The 15610-nt window shown below is 54.9% G+C and carries 14 protein-coding genes and 1 pseudogene; 12 read left to right on the top strand and 3 right to left on the bottom strand.

From position 1 onward, the window contains the following. Window positions 1-294 (top strand): annotated as a pseudogene (locus AC27K1_RS20980) (hypothetical protein); the annotation flags it as partial. A gap of 129 nt (window positions 295-423) precedes the next feature. Beyond that, a complete protein-coding gene (locus AC27K1_RS20975; protein ID WP_487152747.1) occupies window positions 424-2124 on the top strand; it encodes a hypothetical protein in 1701 nt (566 codons plus the stop codon). A 1-nt stretch (window position 2125) separates the two neighbouring features. Here AC27K1_RS20975 and AC27K1_RS20970 read toward each other — a convergent pair whose 3' ends face one another. From AC27K1_RS20970 to AC27K1_RS20960, 3 genes are read right to left on the bottom strand one after another with little or no spacing between them, the layout of a single operon-like run. Further along, window positions 2126-2422, bottom strand: coding sequence for a PAAR domain-containing protein (locus tag AC27K1_RS20970; protein WP_487152746.1), 297 nt, complete (start codon window positions 2420-2422; stop codon window positions 2126-2128). After that, window positions 2419-3003 carry a DUF6931 family protein gene (locus AC27K1_RS20965; RefSeq protein ID WP_487152745.1) on the bottom strand — a complete coding sequence of 195 codons (585 nt, stop codon included), beginning with the start codon at window positions 3001-3003 and terminating at the stop codon, window positions 2419-2421. The genes AC27K1_RS20970 and AC27K1_RS20965 overlap by 4 nt, the downstream gene beginning before the upstream one ends. Before the next feature lie 2 nt (window positions 3004-3005). Next, the gene (locus AC27K1_RS20960; RefSeq protein WP_487152744.1) at window positions 3006-5036 is read right to left on the bottom strand and encodes a type VI secretion system Vgr family protein; all 2031 of its coding nucleotides are present in this window, start codon (window positions 5034-5036) and stop codon (window positions 3006-3008) included. Between the two features lie 180 nt (window positions 5037-5216). Between AC27K1_RS20960 and AC27K1_RS20955 the strand changes: the two genes are divergently transcribed. From AC27K1_RS20955 to tssJ, 10 genes are all read left to right on the top strand, one after another. Beyond that, the gene (locus AC27K1_RS20955) at window positions 5217-6620 is read left to right on the top strand and encodes a type VI secretion system protein TssA (protein WP_487152743.1); all 1404 of its coding nucleotides are present in this window, start codon (window positions 5217-5219) and stop codon (window positions 6618-6620) included. A 44-nt stretch (window positions 6621-6664) separates the two neighbouring features. Continuing rightward, window positions 6665-7189 carry an Hcp family type VI secretion system effector gene (locus AC27K1_RS20950; protein ID WP_487152742.1) on the top strand — a complete coding sequence of 175 codons (525 nt, stop codon included), beginning with the start codon at window positions 6665-6667 and terminating at the stop codon, window positions 7187-7189. Between the two features lie 76 nt (window positions 7190-7265). Next, entirely contained in the window at window positions 7266-7802 is a 537-nt protein-coding gene (gene tssB, locus AC27K1_RS20945; RefSeq protein ID WP_487152741.1) for a type VI secretion system contractile sheath small subunit, read from the top strand. After that, on the top strand, window positions 7799-9280 hold the full coding sequence (gene tssC / locus AC27K1_RS20940) for a type VI secretion system contractile sheath large subunit (protein WP_487152740.1): 1482 nt from the start codon (window positions 7799-7801) through the stop codon (window positions 9278-9280). Before tssB ends, tssC begins: the two co-directional genes overlap by 4 nt. Before the next feature lie 26 nt (window positions 9281-9306). After that, window positions 9307-10683, top strand: coding sequence for a type VI secretion system contractile sheath domain-containing protein (locus tag AC27K1_RS20935; protein WP_487152739.1), 1377 nt, complete (start codon window positions 9307-9309; stop codon window positions 10681-10683). A gap of 44 nt (window positions 10684-10727) precedes the next feature. Further along, on the top strand, window positions 10728-11135 hold the full coding sequence (locus AC27K1_RS20930) for a hypothetical protein (protein WP_487152738.1): 408 nt from the start codon (window positions 10728-10730) through the stop codon (window positions 11133-11135). Window positions 11136-11164: 29 nt separating this feature from the next. After that, window positions 11165-12979, top strand: coding sequence for a type VI secretion system baseplate subunit TssF (tssF, locus tag AC27K1_RS20925; RefSeq protein ID WP_487152737.1), 1815 nt, complete (start codon window positions 11165-11167; stop codon window positions 12977-12979). Next, complete coding sequence (locus AC27K1_RS20920; protein ID WP_487152736.1) at window positions 12961-13938, top strand: type VI secretion system baseplate subunit TssG; 978 nt, start codon at window positions 12961-12963, stop codon at window positions 13936-13938. Before tssF ends, AC27K1_RS20920 begins: the two co-directional genes overlap by 19 nt. Before the next feature lie 111 nt (window positions 13939-14049). Beyond that, window positions 14050-15105, top strand: a complete 1056-nt coding sequence (locus tag AC27K1_RS20915) for a type VI secretion system-associated FHA domain protein (RefSeq protein ID WP_487152735.1) — start codon at window positions 14050-14052, stop codon at window positions 15103-15105. Then, entirely contained in the window at window positions 15105-15587 is a 483-nt protein-coding gene (gene tssJ, locus AC27K1_RS20910) for a type VI secretion system lipoprotein TssJ (protein ID WP_487152734.1), read from the top strand. The genes AC27K1_RS20915 and tssJ overlap by 1 nt, the downstream gene beginning before the upstream one ends. Window positions 15588-15610 lie beyond the last annotated feature (23 nt).

Below are 15610 nucleotides of genomic sequence, written 5' to 3'. Positions count from 1 at the left end.
AATCGTTTTGTTGTACAGTCATTGACCTCCCATGAAATCAGAACGTTGTTAGAGCACGGCGTGAAAGTTACCATCAATTCAGATGATCCCGCTTATTTTCGAGCGTATATTAATCAAAATCTGGTTGCGCTAGCTGAGGATGGCTCTTTCACGAAAGAGGAAATTGTACGACTTGTGGCAAATGGTTTTGAGATCGCCTGGTTGTCAGAGGAGATAAAAGCCCGATATCTTCAGCAACTTGATCAATATATCGCACAATATGGTGACCATAATGCGGTGAAGGCATTTATTTAATCTTTGCAGGGCTTGCTGAAAAAAAACCGTTGGAAGATTAGCCGTTAATTCTGACTTCGTACTATATAGATCTCCTGATTTGCAAGACGTGCACCTGAGCACTGTGCTCTATCGAGTGGAGGTTATGTCATGCACTTCCAGAGCGAGTGGCTTGAGTTACCCTTGCCAGCCTACCGGGCCAAACTGAATGAGTGGGTGCGTGCTCTGGCCAGTTGGCAATACCGCAAGGAAACCCGGGTCCGGCATTTTCAGCAGGCGCTGGATAGGGTTTACACCTTTTGTGAAAAAAAATACAACAGCACCCATCCCTCGTTGCTTCTGGGAACACCGGAATATGCCGCTATTGCGGCCATCGGCTCCCGGCATTTTCGTGAAAACATGGCGATTTACCAGCCCACTGATGTGATGCCGCAGCGTATCGAAAGATTATTGATGAATGGAAGAACGGAAGCTGCCCTGCGTAACAAGCTGGATCTGCTCAAATACTGGAAGCATGGCGGAAACGAGCAGTTCGATCTTTACTCGCCCCTGGTCAGGGCACGGATGACATTATTGCAGGCCTCGGCTCAACAGGTGGCCAATGATTATTTTAACCGCGTGACGCGCCCGGTCTGGTACCACACCGTGAAGCTGGATACGAATGTTTCACGTACAGCCCCTTCGCGTGATGAGCAGACAGCCAGTTTCAGTGCAGGCCTTGAGGGGCATATCCAGAAAACGGTTGAGTATGAATACCAGGTCGACCTGAAAGGCGTGCTGACCGGTGAAGCGAAGGCCCGGCTGCAGGCGCTGGCGGGTGTCAGGCTGGGTGTAAAAGGGCGTATTGGGAATACCGGCTTCAATCCTGCGGAGTTGACTGAAAAGGCGTTCTATTCGGGAAAGGCCAGGGAGGCATTGAATGCGGTTGTGAAGGGAGACAGCGTGGGGGAGGGCATTAGGTCCGCGATCGGTAAGGCGGAAGACTATAAACCGATGCCCGGCGCAGAGCTGTCCGCTGAAGCGGAAGTGAATGTCGGGTTAAGGGTGTCGGGTACGGTCGCACTCGCTTATAAGGATATTGTCGAGAGCAATCTCGAGTTTGAGGGGCTTGCGGGGGCGTTGGCGTCAGGCAGCGGCAAACTGACGGCAAACCTGGACGGTGTGAACGTGGACTTGAATGCCAGTGCCTTTGCGGGGCTTAAGGGGAGTTTTACCCAGGAAGTGACAATCAGGCATAAGGGCGTCAGTGTTGCCAGTTGCTCTTTCACAGGAGAAGGGCAGTTGGGCGTGGGCACCAGCGCCAATCTGTGCATTGCATTCAGCCGTTACGAAGGCTTCAGGTTCCAGTCTGCGGCTTCCGGCGCCCTTGCCGTTGGTGGCGGTGTGGATTTCAGCATGGGACTGAACCCGGTTGGCCTGCACCTGGTATGTTATGACAACATCTACCGCCATGTTATCGTGCAGCTGGCGTCAGCACACCCGGGATTACTGGCTGAGGCCGATCGTCGTCATGAGTATATTGCCGCCTGGGCCAATTATGGGACCATTAAAGGGCAGATCGCTGAACTGCTGAGCCAGGTGGAAGACGATCGTGAAACATTGCAGCGGGCCGCCCTGAGACAGCCCGGCGTCCAGTATGGCCGGTATGATTTCAGCAAGGTGGAAGACCTGCATATCGCGGGTCGCAGCCAGTTCAGTCTTGATAAGCCGACACTGTCAGAAGAACAGAAACTCAAGCTGTCCGAGCAGGCGCTGGTAGCCACCAGAATGCGTGAAGCCGACCAAAACACCCGGCAACACCCGGCATTTGCCCAACGCTCCGGCGTGTTTGTCATGACGACACCGCTGTAATTCAGCCGCCGATCAGCACCGTTGGCATCCCTATCACAATGGTGCCACCGTGGGCAGTAGTATCTCCCATACGGGCGGCGGGCTTGCTATTGATCAGGACGGTGGCGCTGCCCAGGATGACCGAATCCGGTGGGCCTACACAGGTACACAGTTGTCCCAGCGTCGCTGCAGGCACGTTGCCAATCAACACGGTACAGGGCATCGGAAGCAATGGGCCGCCGACATGGGGAACCGGTGGAACAGCCGGGGTCTGCATGGGGCAAACATGCATATCACCGGCACGGGCAGCAGGTTTCATAAGGTTATCTCCTTTGTCAGGCGGCCATCGCCACCAGAAGCAATATCCAGCCCAATACGAAGATACTCCGGATAGCGGTGTTCTGCCTCATCACCATCGGGTAAAACGGCACAGAGGTTAATAGCGCCGGCAACAGCATGGGCATAAAGACCGGCGGGAGGCTGAACGACCGGTTGGTCTTCCGGGGTGATACTGCCGCTGCTCCAGAAAACAGCCTGGGCAATCCAGCCGGGCGCCGTTTCAAGACCGGCTGCTCGGGCCATTTTTTCCGCATGGCGCCGACTGGTCTCATCCGGTACTTTCACCCAGGCGAAAGCAGCCTGGATGGCCAGTTGTTCAGCATCGTGCCAGTCAGATCGATGTTGCGTACAGCAACAGGCCCACCAGACGGCTTCCCGAACCGGCAGGGCATGGGCCAGGAAAATGACAAGGTCCGGGTAATGGCCAGCCTTTTCCAACGCTTCGATAAAGGCGGCTGGTGTCAGCCCATCTTCGAAGCATGCAAGCGCGTTGTCCGAGGGTTGGTAGCGCGCGAGAATATCATTCGCCAGCGGGTAGGGAATTTTCAGGTAAGCAGCCATGGTCAATTGATTTTGGCAATGGCGCCCTGAACCTGCACCATGGCGCCGGCGCTGATTTTGGCCATGGCGTCCCCCTTGACGTTGACGATGGGACCTTTCAGGTCGGCTTTTGCCTGGCCCTGAACCGTTGTTGTCGTACCCTTCAGTGTGGCGGAACCCGTTGCCTTGATGTCAATGGTTGGCGCTGACAGCGATATACTGGAGGGTGAGATGACAATTTTGCTGGCACCGACTTTCAGTTCAATAGATGATTTGCCTGTCACTGTTATTGTATTGCCTTCAACCGTGATGGCCGAAGGGGCTTCAAGCGCCATATCCACGCCAGCCTTGGCATAAATCGTCTGTTTGCTGGACAGTGTCATATTATCCGTACTATTGAAGTCGGCGGTTTTATCAGCATTAACGTTTAAGGCGTCTTCTGTCTTGACCGTCATGCACTTGCGTGACGACCAGTCAGCGGTTTTTTCGACATGGGTGGTTTGTTTACCGTTTATGGTCTGATGCCAGTCATTTTTGATCAGGCTGTTCCAGTCCCGTTCTGCCTGAATCCAGAGTTCTTCCTTGCCGGTGTGGTCGTTGAAACGCAGCTCATTGCAGTTGGCCGTGTTACCGTTGGGTGTTGAATGGGTGCGAATGCCAAACTGCGTTGTCACCGGGTAGGGTGGCACATGACGCCCGTTGTAAACCGAGGTCAACACCACGGGGCGGTCTGGATCGCCATCAATGAAACTGACCAGTACTTCATCACCGACGCGGGGAATGAACTGCGTACCAAATTCATTGCCTGCAAGGGACTGGGCAACCCGCAGCCAGCAGCTGCTGGTATCATCATTTTTGCCTGCCCGGTCCCAATGGAAAAGCACTTTGATGCGCCCCTGTTTGTCATGATGAATACGGGTGTTGGCAGGGCCGGTGACAGTGGCGCTTTGCAGTCCGTGAATGATGGGTTTGGCATGGGCCGGGCTGCGGTAAGGCATACTGGCCGGAATGCAGGTAAAACAACAGTGGTATTCTTTTTCCCGCAGTGCCTCGGTGGCGCGTAACTGCTGTTCAGTACCGACAATCAGGTATTCATCATTCATACGGCTTTCCGGGTGTTCAGCGAGTTTGAAGCGCTGTCCAACAGCCAGCGTTGTGACATGTGAGGCACCCAGGTAATGGCGGAACTGGCCATCCAGTCTTTCCGTGAGCTGACGGCCCGTACTTCGCATCCTGGAACGCTCAGCCCTGCCGGCGGGGTAGCGGTACCATTCCAGCTGTGATCGCATACCTTTTCCGCGACAGAAACGGGTGTCATGGTGGCCGCCGTCAATCGGTTGTGCCAGGGCGTCGTTGTAATCCCTGAGGTAGACGCGTGTGCTATTGAGCTGGTTGACTTCCCGCCACTCGGTAATGGCGAACTGCTTTTGACCGGTTTCCCGGACATAAGGGAATTCATAGTCAGGCGATTGGGGGAATGCCTGGTTGGTGTCACCGATCAGCAGTTTGGCCTGGTCGCCCTGTACCACCGGGTGGTAGTGCCAGCCCTCATCAGCGATCAGGCGACGGATGAAATCGGCATCGGATTCGTTGAACTGTACGCAGTACTCTCTCTTGCAGGGCTGGCCACTGAGATTGAACCGATAGGCGCCCCGGAATCCCGCGTCATCAAGCACCCTGGAAATAATGACCCGACTGTTGCTGTTTTGGAAAACACGGCACTGGACGCGGTAACGCAGCAGGTCAAGCCAGTGTTCACCGGTGAGCCGATAGATCCAGGTGTTCCTGTGACTGTGGTAATCCAGTTCTTCCAGTCCGGCAATGGTGGTGACATAACGCCAGGCTTCTTTGCGCTGCGTACCAGAGCCCGGGCGATAGACAATCGTGATGTGCTGTCCGAGCAGGTCAAATGACAGGCGGGAAGGGCTTTCCAGTGTTGCCTCAAGGCGGCAGGCGCCGCAGACCGAATCATGGACGGTCAACGTGGATAGCACCATATCCCTGCCGTCAATCCGTGCAGAGACAGGACGAACGTCACTGTGAACACCCGGCATGGCCAATCTTGACTCCTGTGGCGCCTCATTCAGAACGTAACTTCGCGATCAAGACACAACTATAGAGCAAGCGGTGAAAGTCGGCGGTGTTAAACACGTGACATTTATCGACTCAATCCGTCGTTTGAGTGAAAAGCAGCTATAACTCATAAATCTTGGGATCGGGTGACGGAAGCATTTGTGTCTGGAACAGAAGTACTTGATGAGGTATCCGTTGAGCCGTTATTGCAGGCCATCACGGAAGGGGCTCCCTGTGGCGCCTCACTCAAGGCTGATCGTCGTTTATTTCGGCCATTGAGAAACAGTTTCAATCTCGCACAGACAGACCTTCGACAGTTGAGCCAGGAGCCTGATCCTGCCCACCTTGAAACGATACAGGACGACTGTCGGCAACACTGGCGACAGCTGGCCGGGCTGATCAGGCAAACGCTCGGCACGCAATCCAAAGATATTGAAATCACCGGTTGGCTGGTAGCGGCGCAGGTGATGCTCGATTCCTCACTGTCTGGCATGGCGAATGCCTTCAGGTTGCTGTCTGGTTTGTTTGAACGTTTCAGCGAACAGCTTTTTCCCCGGCTAACAGAAGAAAAACTGGCTGGGATGGCTGAGCATGAGGCAGAAAAAGCGCAGATCACTTGTCGCCTGGATGCCCTGATTCCGTTACTGGGTGAGACAGAAGGCAGCGGCTTGCTTTATATGCCGCTGTGCCTGGCGCCATTAATTGGCGATATCACCTATGCACAGTACATGAGTGATGAGCGTACGGGTCAATTGCCGGCACTAAAACAACAGGCGTCTTCCTGTCAGGCGTCAGAGCAGGACATCGCCCGGTTGAGGCTGGCAAACATTCGGTCGTCGCTCGATGTATTGACCTCGCTGGACGCCCTGTTGATGCCACAGGTGCATGGAATGGGCATACGGTTCCCCGGGTTTCGCTTTTTGACCGACTTGCTGAACGGTTTTTCCCAGGCTGTTTCGGTGTTAACGGGGATGACCTTGCCTGCGGCGTCCGCACCCGCACCTGAAAAGCCTGGGGTTGCTGACAAAGCCGATATACCCGGGGCGGAAGCGCGGGAGCCGTTGCCTGAATCGCAGGCGGATGACAAGACGACGGCCGTCAAACAGAATCCGCCTGGTGAAGGGGAAATGTATACGCGTGATCATGCATTCCGCCAGCTAAGGGCGCTGGCGGATTATTTCCGTCGTACAGAACCTCACAGCGTTGTGCCTTACTTGCTGGAAAAAGCGATTCGTTGGGGCTATACCCCTTTGCCAGAGTTATTGGATGAATTGCTGCTCGGGCATCAGGCTTTGAAACAGCAGATCTTTGTTCAGACGGGACTTGATCTTGATGCTTTGGCGCCGTTGCCAGAACCGGAAGTTGTCGCGCCGGTGACCCCCCGGGTTGACGCGAGTGCTGTGCAGGCCGGGGAGGATGTCAGTGGTTCAAAAACCGTACAGGACGATGTGCGGCAGGCAACCGGTGATGCGGGGAGTGGTCATGTGTCGCCTGAATCCGCGCCTGAAAAGCATACAGAAGAAACGACCGGGCCAAGCGATGGAGGCAGCGGTTTGAGCTGGTAGCACCGGGGCAGGTTTGAATGAGATGTTTCTGACAGGTATTCGATATGGCAAGTATTTATATGCGAGTGGATGGTCTGGATGTGCAGGGTGTTGCCACCATTGAAGGACTGGAAAACCTGGGCAAGGGATGGTTTGCGATCAAGTCTTTCAACTGGGGTGGTGTGCGGTCAGTGACCATGGATATCGGCAACGCGAATAATGCCGATTCCGGCATGGTGGCGATGAGTGAGGTGAATGCGACCAAGCAGGTCGACGGGGCGTCCGAGGGACTGCTCTCTTTCCTGTATATGCCGGGTGATGAAGGCAAGGTGGTAGAAGTGGTTTTTACCAAGCCGCATCGATCGGGCCAGGGGGCGGAAGTCTATTTCCAGATAAAGATGGATAAGGCCCGGCTGGTGACCTATAACGTCAGTGGCACGGATGGTGGCGAGCCCTATGAAAGCCTGGCCTTTTCCTACATTACGCTGCACCAGAAACACTGGCACGAATCGGCGGGCGGCAAGCTGGAGGCCGGTGGCCTTGTGTCGTATGACCTGGCCACGGGTAAAGTCATTTCCGGGAAGAAATGAGTGGTAATGGTTTCAGGGATGATCGTTAGTCAGGCGTATTCGCCTTTGCGCGAACGCTGAAGCGAGGTGAGTTGTCATGGCACTGCACTCCCAGCACAAAAGGGTCAGTAAAAACCGGGTCAGTATTACCTATGATGTCGAGACCAACGGCGCGATGGAAACACGGGAGCTGCCGTTTGTCGTGGGTGTGATCGGTGATTTTTCCGGTCACAAACCTGACAGTGAGAAAACGGATCTTGAAGAACGGGAATTTGTCCAGATTGACAAGGATAACTTCGACAGTGTGCTGAAACAGGTAGGGCCAAGGTTATCGTTCAAAGTGGACAATCGCCTGAGTCCCGGTGACGACTCCCAGTTCGAGGTCAACCTTCGGTTTAATGCGATCAAAGATTTTCACCCTGAAAGCCTGGTCGAACAGATTGAACCCCTGAAAAAACTGGTGGAAGCGCGTAATCAGCTCAAAGTGCTGCTCAGCAAGGCGGACCGTTCCCGTGACCTGGAGCGGTTGTTGAAAGAGATTTTACAGAATACGGAGTCCATTCAATCGCTGGCCAGTGAGCTGGGCGTTGATGTTTCAGGCGACGATGCGGGCAGCGGAGATGAGACCTCATGAGTACTGAAGCAGATGTCCAGGAAGAGGGCGCACAAGCCGCAACAGAAGCCGTCAGTATCCTGGATCGCGCCATTGGCGCAACCAGCCAGACATCGCCGGATACGACCAGGGAGTTGATGGCGGAACTGACCCGGCAGGCACTGGAAGGCACAGTGACCTGGGACAAGAACCTGACCCTGACCATGGAAAAGGCCATCACGGCCATTGATGCAAAAATCTCGGAGCAGCTGGCGGCAGTGCTGCATGACGAGGCCTTCCAGAAACTGGAAGGGAGCTGGCGGGGATTGCTGAAGCTGGTCAGGAACAGTGAGCTGGGGCCTGACCTGAAAATCCGCATCAGTGACTATACCCGGGATGAGCTGCTGGAACAGTTTGAGAATGCGCCAGCCATAGACCGGAGCCGTTTTTTCAACATGGTCTACCAGGAAGAGTTCGGTACGGCCGGTGGTGAGCCGTTTGGCGCGCTGTTAGGTGACTATGCCTTTTCGTACCAGGATGAAGATGTTGCGTTGCTCCGTTACATGGGCGAGGTGGCGGCCGCGTCCCATGCGCCCTTTATCGCCGCCATCAATCCCGCCATGTTCGATTTCGCCGGCTTTGAAACCTTCTACGAGGGAAAGCCGGTCGCCGCCGGGTTTGATTCACCCGCCTATGGCGCCTGGAATGCCTTCCGGGACAGTGATGATGCCCGTTACGTGGCCTTGACCCTGCCGAGAACCATGGCCCGCTTACCCTACGGGGCCGAAACCCTGCCCGTGAAGGCGTTTGCTTTTGAGGAGTTTGCCAAAGATGACACGGGACATCGTTATCCGGACAGCGGCAAGCGTTTTGTCTGGAGCAATGCCTGTTATGAATACGGGTTGTTGCTGACCCAGGCTTTTACCAAGTTTGGCTGGTGCACGGCTGTTCGAGGCATGGAAAACGGGGGCAAGGTAGAAAACCTGCCACTGTACAGCTACACCACGCCTGCGGGTGAACGGGTGGTCTGGAGTCCGACCGAGGTTAACTTTACGGATGAGCGGGAGAAAGAGCTGAGCGATCTCGGCTTCCTGCCGTTAGTGCATTACAAGAATACGAATTTTGCCGTTTTCATGGGTGGGCAGACGTCTCAGCGACCCAAAACGTACACTGACCCGGATGCGACCTCCAATGCCGCTATTTCTGCGCGTTTGCCCTATATCATGGCCAGCAGCCGTATTGCCCATTATCTGAAAATGATCGGGCGGGATCGTATCGGCTCCCACATGGAGCCAGAAGATGTAGAGAAGCAGTTAAATGAGTGGATTGGGCAATATGTGAATCCCAATGCGATTGGCAATGAGGCCAAGGCGCGGCATCCCCTGCGCGAAGCGTCCATCACGGTGCAGGAGCAACGGGGACGTCCCGGTTGTTATTCCGCTGTCGCTTATATGCGCCCGTGGCTGCAAATGGAAGAGCTGACCACGTCACTGCGGATGGTGGCGAGAATTCCCGGTTAATATAATGGCCTGAAGTTGTCCTGTTTATGGTATCTGGCCCTGTTGTTGATAAAGCGTTTGTCTGTGAGTTTTGCCAGGACTATCACGGTCCTGAAGACCATGCGCGGGCCATTATTGCCTGCCTGATTGCGGAACTGGATGTCGTGCTCAGTGATCAGTTGACGCAGGTGATACGCCATGAAGCGTTCCGGGTGCTGGAAGCCTCCTGGCGAAGCCTTGAAGGGGTGGTGTTGACCCAGGGAAGCAGCGGCTGCCAGCACCTGAAATTACTCGATTGTACCTGGGCCGAGTTATCGGCTGATCTCAACCTTGCCGCTGATATACAGCGCAGCGCCATGTTTCGTAAGGTCTACTCCCGTGAGCTTGACACCGCCGGTGGCGAACCCTTTGGTTTGCTGCTGGTGGATCATCCGGTATCGTCGGGCGCCTCGTCAGCGGCAGGATTTGATGATCTTTATACCCTGCAGTTGCTCGCCGAACTGGGCGCCAGGGCGCTGTGTCCGGTCATCAGCGGCGTTGACCGGTATTTCCTGGGTGATGACCCGTTGCGGATCATGCATGATCGGTCACGCGTTAGCCGAATCCTGGATAGCGAGGATATGACGTCCTGGCAATTGCTTCGCACGATTGAGTCAGCCCGCTTTCTAGGGCTGGTATTGCCTGCCATACGGCTCCGGCCCCGCTGGCAGGATTGCTTTCCCGGGTTTGTTTTCAGTGAACCGGCGGATAATGAGGGTGATTTGTGGGGAAGTGCGTCCTGGGCCTTTGTTGCCAACGTGATGGGTGAGTTCAACCGTATCAGCTGGTTTGGTTTTCTCCGGAGCTGTGATGAAAGTGGTGTCTCGGGGGCAATTGTTCACCATGTCCGTGAAGCAGGCCGAAGCGACCGCCGGGAGCCACACAACTATCTATATGCGCCCGTTGCCGATGTCGATATTCCGGCTGAGCAGGATGCATTCTGGGCCGAGCAGGGCTTTATTTCCCTGTCCAGTATTTACCTGAGTGGTCAGCTGGGTTTTTTCAGTAACCCATCGGTTTACCGGGCAGACAGCGTTCACAATGAACAGGTCAAGACCATGATACAGACGACATTGATGGCTTGCCGGTTTGCACATTACGTCAAGGTGCTGGCCCGTGATCTCGTGGGCACCTGGGACAGTGCCGATGAATGCCGCCAGCTGCTTCAGAACTGGATACAGAATTATGTCAGTGAGGTGGATTACGGCGAAGATGCGGTGATGGCGCGATACCCCCTGCGGGCGGCCAAAGTCATTCTGACGACGGATTCGGAGGATTCAACCCGTTACCGGTGCGAGATCAGTCTTTTACCGCAATATCAGTACGATTACCTTGACAGCTATATCCAGCTGACTACCGATGTTGTGTCCGGCAGGTCGACCTGATCGGAATGTATTTCCAGTGAATGCCAGTTCACCAGGAGCGGGTTATGGGGTTTGTAAGGCGTTTTAGGCAGAGTCGGGAAACCAGTGATGAAGGTCTCCGTGCGGATATTATCCAGCACCTGGTCACGCTGCTGTCGAGTCGCTGTCCTGTCTGGGGCGGGGCGTTAGAGAATGAAGTACTCAGGACGTCTATTGCGGGCCTGGGTTTGATGGATCCTCTGCGACGTGTGTCAGACTGGCAAGGGCGTCAACTGGCGGAGGATGCCAGCGACCTTCTTCAACGTTTTGAGCATCGCCTGGACCAAATCCATGTTGACGTCATTGAGTCCAGCCAGACCACCAACCGGGTTCAACTCCATATTCAAGCCAGCCTGGGTATCCCGTCCATGAAACGTCAGTCAGGGTTCTCCGGGGAAATATTTGATACCCGGCTTGAGGTGAAGGGACTTTAACGATGAGGCGCTGCCCGGGAGGACGTTAGTTGCCTGAATCACTGTTGAGCTATTTTGAACGTGAACTGGTTTTTCTCAGGCGGCAGGCGACTGATTTTGCGCGGATGCATCCAAAGGCTGCACGGAACCTGGATATCAGTGTCGGCAGTATTGAAGACCCGGACCTGATTCGCCTGACGGAAAGTGTGGCGTTATTAAACGCCCGGCTGCAACAGCGTCTTGATGACCGTTACCCGGAGCTGGTGCATCAGCTGCTGCAATTGTTGTTTCCGCATTTTCTTCGTCCGGTGCCCGCGTGGGTCATTCTGGTCTGTGAGCCGGATGAGGATCTCGGCGCGCCCCAGAAAATTCCCCGGCATTCAACCTTTGAAGCGATAACGCGGAACAATGATCGCTGTCTCTTTCGAACCTGCCGTGAACAGACGGTGTATCCTTTTCGGTTAACCCGTGTTGAAGCACAGCTCGCGCCTTTTGATTGTCAGCGACCAGCGGGCGCAGAAGACGCCCGTGCAGTGATTATCCTCAGTATTGAAGCCAATGATCCGGACATGAACCTTGACGAACTGGGGCTCGATGGCCTTGATCTGCATCTGTGTGGTGAGGGCAAGTTTGTATTGCAGCTGTATGATGCGCTCATCCATGGTCTGCAGCAAATAACGGTGGCGCAGGGGGATGTCGTGAACCGGTTGCCGCCAGACTGCCTTTACGGGGCAGGTTTCGAGGGGGAGTGTGACCTGTTGCCCTACAATGCCAAAACCTTTGCCGGCTTTCGTTTACTGAGTGAACTTTTTCTCTACCCGGAGAAATTCAATACCATCACGCTGGATTGCTCAGACATCTCGGGTACCGGGCCACGAATGGACATCGTGTTGTTCCTGGATGATTTGCCGGCCAACATTGTCAGGCTGTTGTCAGAAGACAATTTCCGACTGTTCTGTGTCCCGGCGGTCAACCTGTTTCCCCTGACATCGGAACCGATAAGAATTGACCATAAACGGCAGAGCTACCCGGTGATGATGGCCCCTGCACCGGATGATCAGGCGTCAGACGCCGGTGGTGGAGCCGTTTCCGGAAGCGATGGGCTGGACGTGTTTTCTATCGAGCGAATAGTGGATGTGACCGGTGGCGAAAGCCGGTTGGTCCCACCGCTGTTTGGAGAAAATTACCGTTCCCCGGAATCCTCGGTGCGCTGGTGCCTGCACCAGGCGCAACAGGATGACGGCACCTTGTTAAGTACAGTGTCCGTGGCGGATATGGGGAGCGAACCGATACAGAAGGAAGCCGTCTGGATTGCAGAGACAATGTGCAGTAACGGACGGCGGGTCAACCAGTTGGCTCCCGCGACCTCGATGACCAGTCTCGATACGTTGTCACTGTCGGGTACTGTTCGAATATTGCAGCGTCCCCATGTGCCGGTAAGAAATTTTGATCGCAAAGATGCGCCGTGGCAATTACTGGCCCATTTGCATTTTAATTTCAACGCCCTGTTTGAAGCGGAGGACCCGCCGGCGGCGCTGCGGTCATTGCTGTCGCTTTATAATTTTGGCGCCAGCCGGAAAAACCAGTTTTACATCGATGCGATTATCGGGCTGGAAGCGTCGCAGGTGGTCGAACCTTTTCGTATTAACCGGAGAAGTTGCCTGGTGACAGGCACCCGAATCCTGGTCACGTTGAACATTCGTCCCGTCGAGGGCGGGATTTGTCTGCTTACCGGTTTCCTGGATCGTTTTTTTGCCGGATTTGCCGGTTTCAACAGTTTCACGCAGGTTGTGATTCAACTGGAAGGGATGGAAGCGTTTTACCAGGTATTTCCGAAGAGGGCGGGATGCAAGGTCATGATCTGATCCAGTCACTGCTTAAGAACCCGACCGGTTTTTCACCGGACCAGGTTGTCAGGTTATTGCTGGGGAACGGACTGGCGACAGAATCCGGAATACATTACAAAACCGACCTGCTGGCAGGCTGTAAAGCGATGGCGGTTGTCAGCCTGCAAGCTACCAGCCCTTCCAGCTGGCAGGTGACGCTACACCAGGAGGCCCTGGGGGGCGCGTTGGGCGTGATGCCGCGTTATCTCTGGGAAGATGTGCTGCGACTCTGGCTGGAGCAGGGGCAGGCTGCGGGTATTGCGTTCCTGGAGATATTCAACCAGCGGTATCACCAGCTGAGTTACCGGGTGGGGTACAAGTACAATTTTGCGCAGCTGGCTGAGCATGCACAGGCCAGGACACGCCGCTCGACAGGTTCGATTTATGAGTATCTTTCCGCCCTGACCGGCACCAGGGCTATTCGCAGCCAGAAACCCACCCGGTTCTTCCAGTATGGCGCCCTGCTGGGCATGCACATGACCAACCCGGAAGCACTGTCCGGTATGCTTGAGGATTACTTCGGCTGGCAATTCCACGTGATACCCTCTGACCAGGGATACGAACCCCTTTCCAGCGATAGCCTGACATCGTTGGGTCTCGCCGGACAGAATAAGCAACTGGGAAGGGATGCCCTTCTTGGTCGAAGTGCGACGGTGCCTTTTGCCCACCTGGAGATCAGGATGGTGGCGGATAAACCCTGCGTGCTGCGTCACATTCGGGATCAGCAGTTGTTCGACGCTATTTTTGAACTGGCAAAGCGATTTGTCGGGCAGCAGGTGAAGATTCACCTGCAACTCGACATTGATAACCATTATCTGCCGCCGTTACAGCTGACAGAAGGCTTCCAGCTTGGGCTCAATACCTATATGCCGTTACAGGGAAAGGTCGACAGGAAAGTGATCCTGCCACTGAAGCAGCAGATGAAGGCAGAAATCTGAAACAACTTTATCCAGGTCAACTATTCTCTCATTGGCTGAAAGCAGAGTCTGATGCAACCGGATGAACCGGTTATGTCGTGTCAGTCCCTGCGTTTCCCTGGATATCCGGTAATGGCGCGATGTATGGGACTGGTTATCAGAATTATCTCATCACCGGAAGGTGAACCTGTGACTGACTGGAGCGTGACGTTTCCCGAAGGCGGCGGAAGTATCGGAAGGGTTCCCGGGGTTACCCTGCAGTTGTCAGACAGTAGACGTGTTGTTTCCGGGACTCATGCGATTATCAGCAGGGATCAGCAGGGCTACCGCATTACCGATGTGAGCACGAATGGTCTTTACATCAATGGCAGTACACGCCCGGTGGGGCGTGACTGTCACAGGCCTTTGAGTGATGGAGATATCCTCGATATGGGTGAATACCGCCTGCAGGTGAGCTGTTTCAACCCCGGTCAGTCTACGCTTCAGGATTTGCAACACACTGGGCAAATAGCGCCTGACGATGTTATCGACGATCCCCTGGCAAAAACGATGGGCATTCGCCAGTCATTGACGTCCGGGCATCGTGCAACAACAGGCGAGCAAAACAGGCCTGGTGCGCAGTCCGGGAGGTATACGGGAAACCGGAATGATGATTCCGGTTTCTCACTGGAGCCCGATCCTTTCTCCGAATTTGATACTCGCCAGTCGCCGTCAACAGGGATAAACCTGAACGATGAGGTCGACACAATCGCAGAACCTGACATGTCGTTCCGCCAGGCAGACAGCCAGCGTTCGCTGACCGAGTTCAGTGATCCCGCCCCGTTGTTGTTTGACGGGGGTAAGGCCGGTTCAACGTCCCGCTCAGACGCTGAGGGTCAGGAGTTGGCCTTTGTCCTTGGGCAGATGCAATGGTTTGAACAACGAAACCGGGCAAGGGAAATGGATCTTTATGATTGCCTGGAAACGGCCTTCAGCCAGGTGATTGAAGAGCTTGATCCTGTCCAGCTGGCGGCAATGTTTGATGAGTATGCACCACGCAGCCGGTGGTGGCCGGGAAGAAAGGCATTCTATTGGCGAATGTATTGTCGGCATTTTCACAAATCAGTCAGCAACCGGGATCTCTTGCTGAAGTTCCGGGGCTGTTTTGATCAGCTGTATCAGCACCAGGGCTGGCAGGGCAAAGGGTAATGCGCATACACCCTGCTGTCATGCGGATGGAACTGGGGCTGGTTATCCTGTTAGCGGGTTGCAGCTTTTTCAGTGGCGGGTTCGGGCGTCATCAACCGACCGTCACTATTGATGTGCGTGTCTCGCCGCAGATCAATCCAGACGCCCAGGGACTGGCGACACCGGTTGAATGGCGCATCTATCAACTATCACGGCGGGATTTTTTTGATCAGTCGGACTTCCTGTTGTTGTTTGATGACGACCTCGCTGTATTGAAGGGCAGTCTGTTGAACCGCCGGTTGCCCGGCAGTGCACTACCGGGCAGCCAGGATGCCATAACCCTGCCCCTGGCCCAGGGAGCGCTTTACCTGGCCGTCATGGTGGCCTTTGCCAACTATCCGGATGCGACTAACAAAGGCGTTGTTGCGCTCCAGCCAGGCCATGATAACCGGGTTCGCCTTGATATTGAGAATATCTCGGCCAGACTCACGACAGTGAAATGAACCCTTGCGGGCAGGGTTCTGCG

The organism is Kistimonas ophiarachnellae, assembly GCF_057552235.1.
The sequence above is the reverse complement of the archived record's forward strand: the minus strand, read 5'-3'. Positions and strand labels throughout refer to the sequence as shown.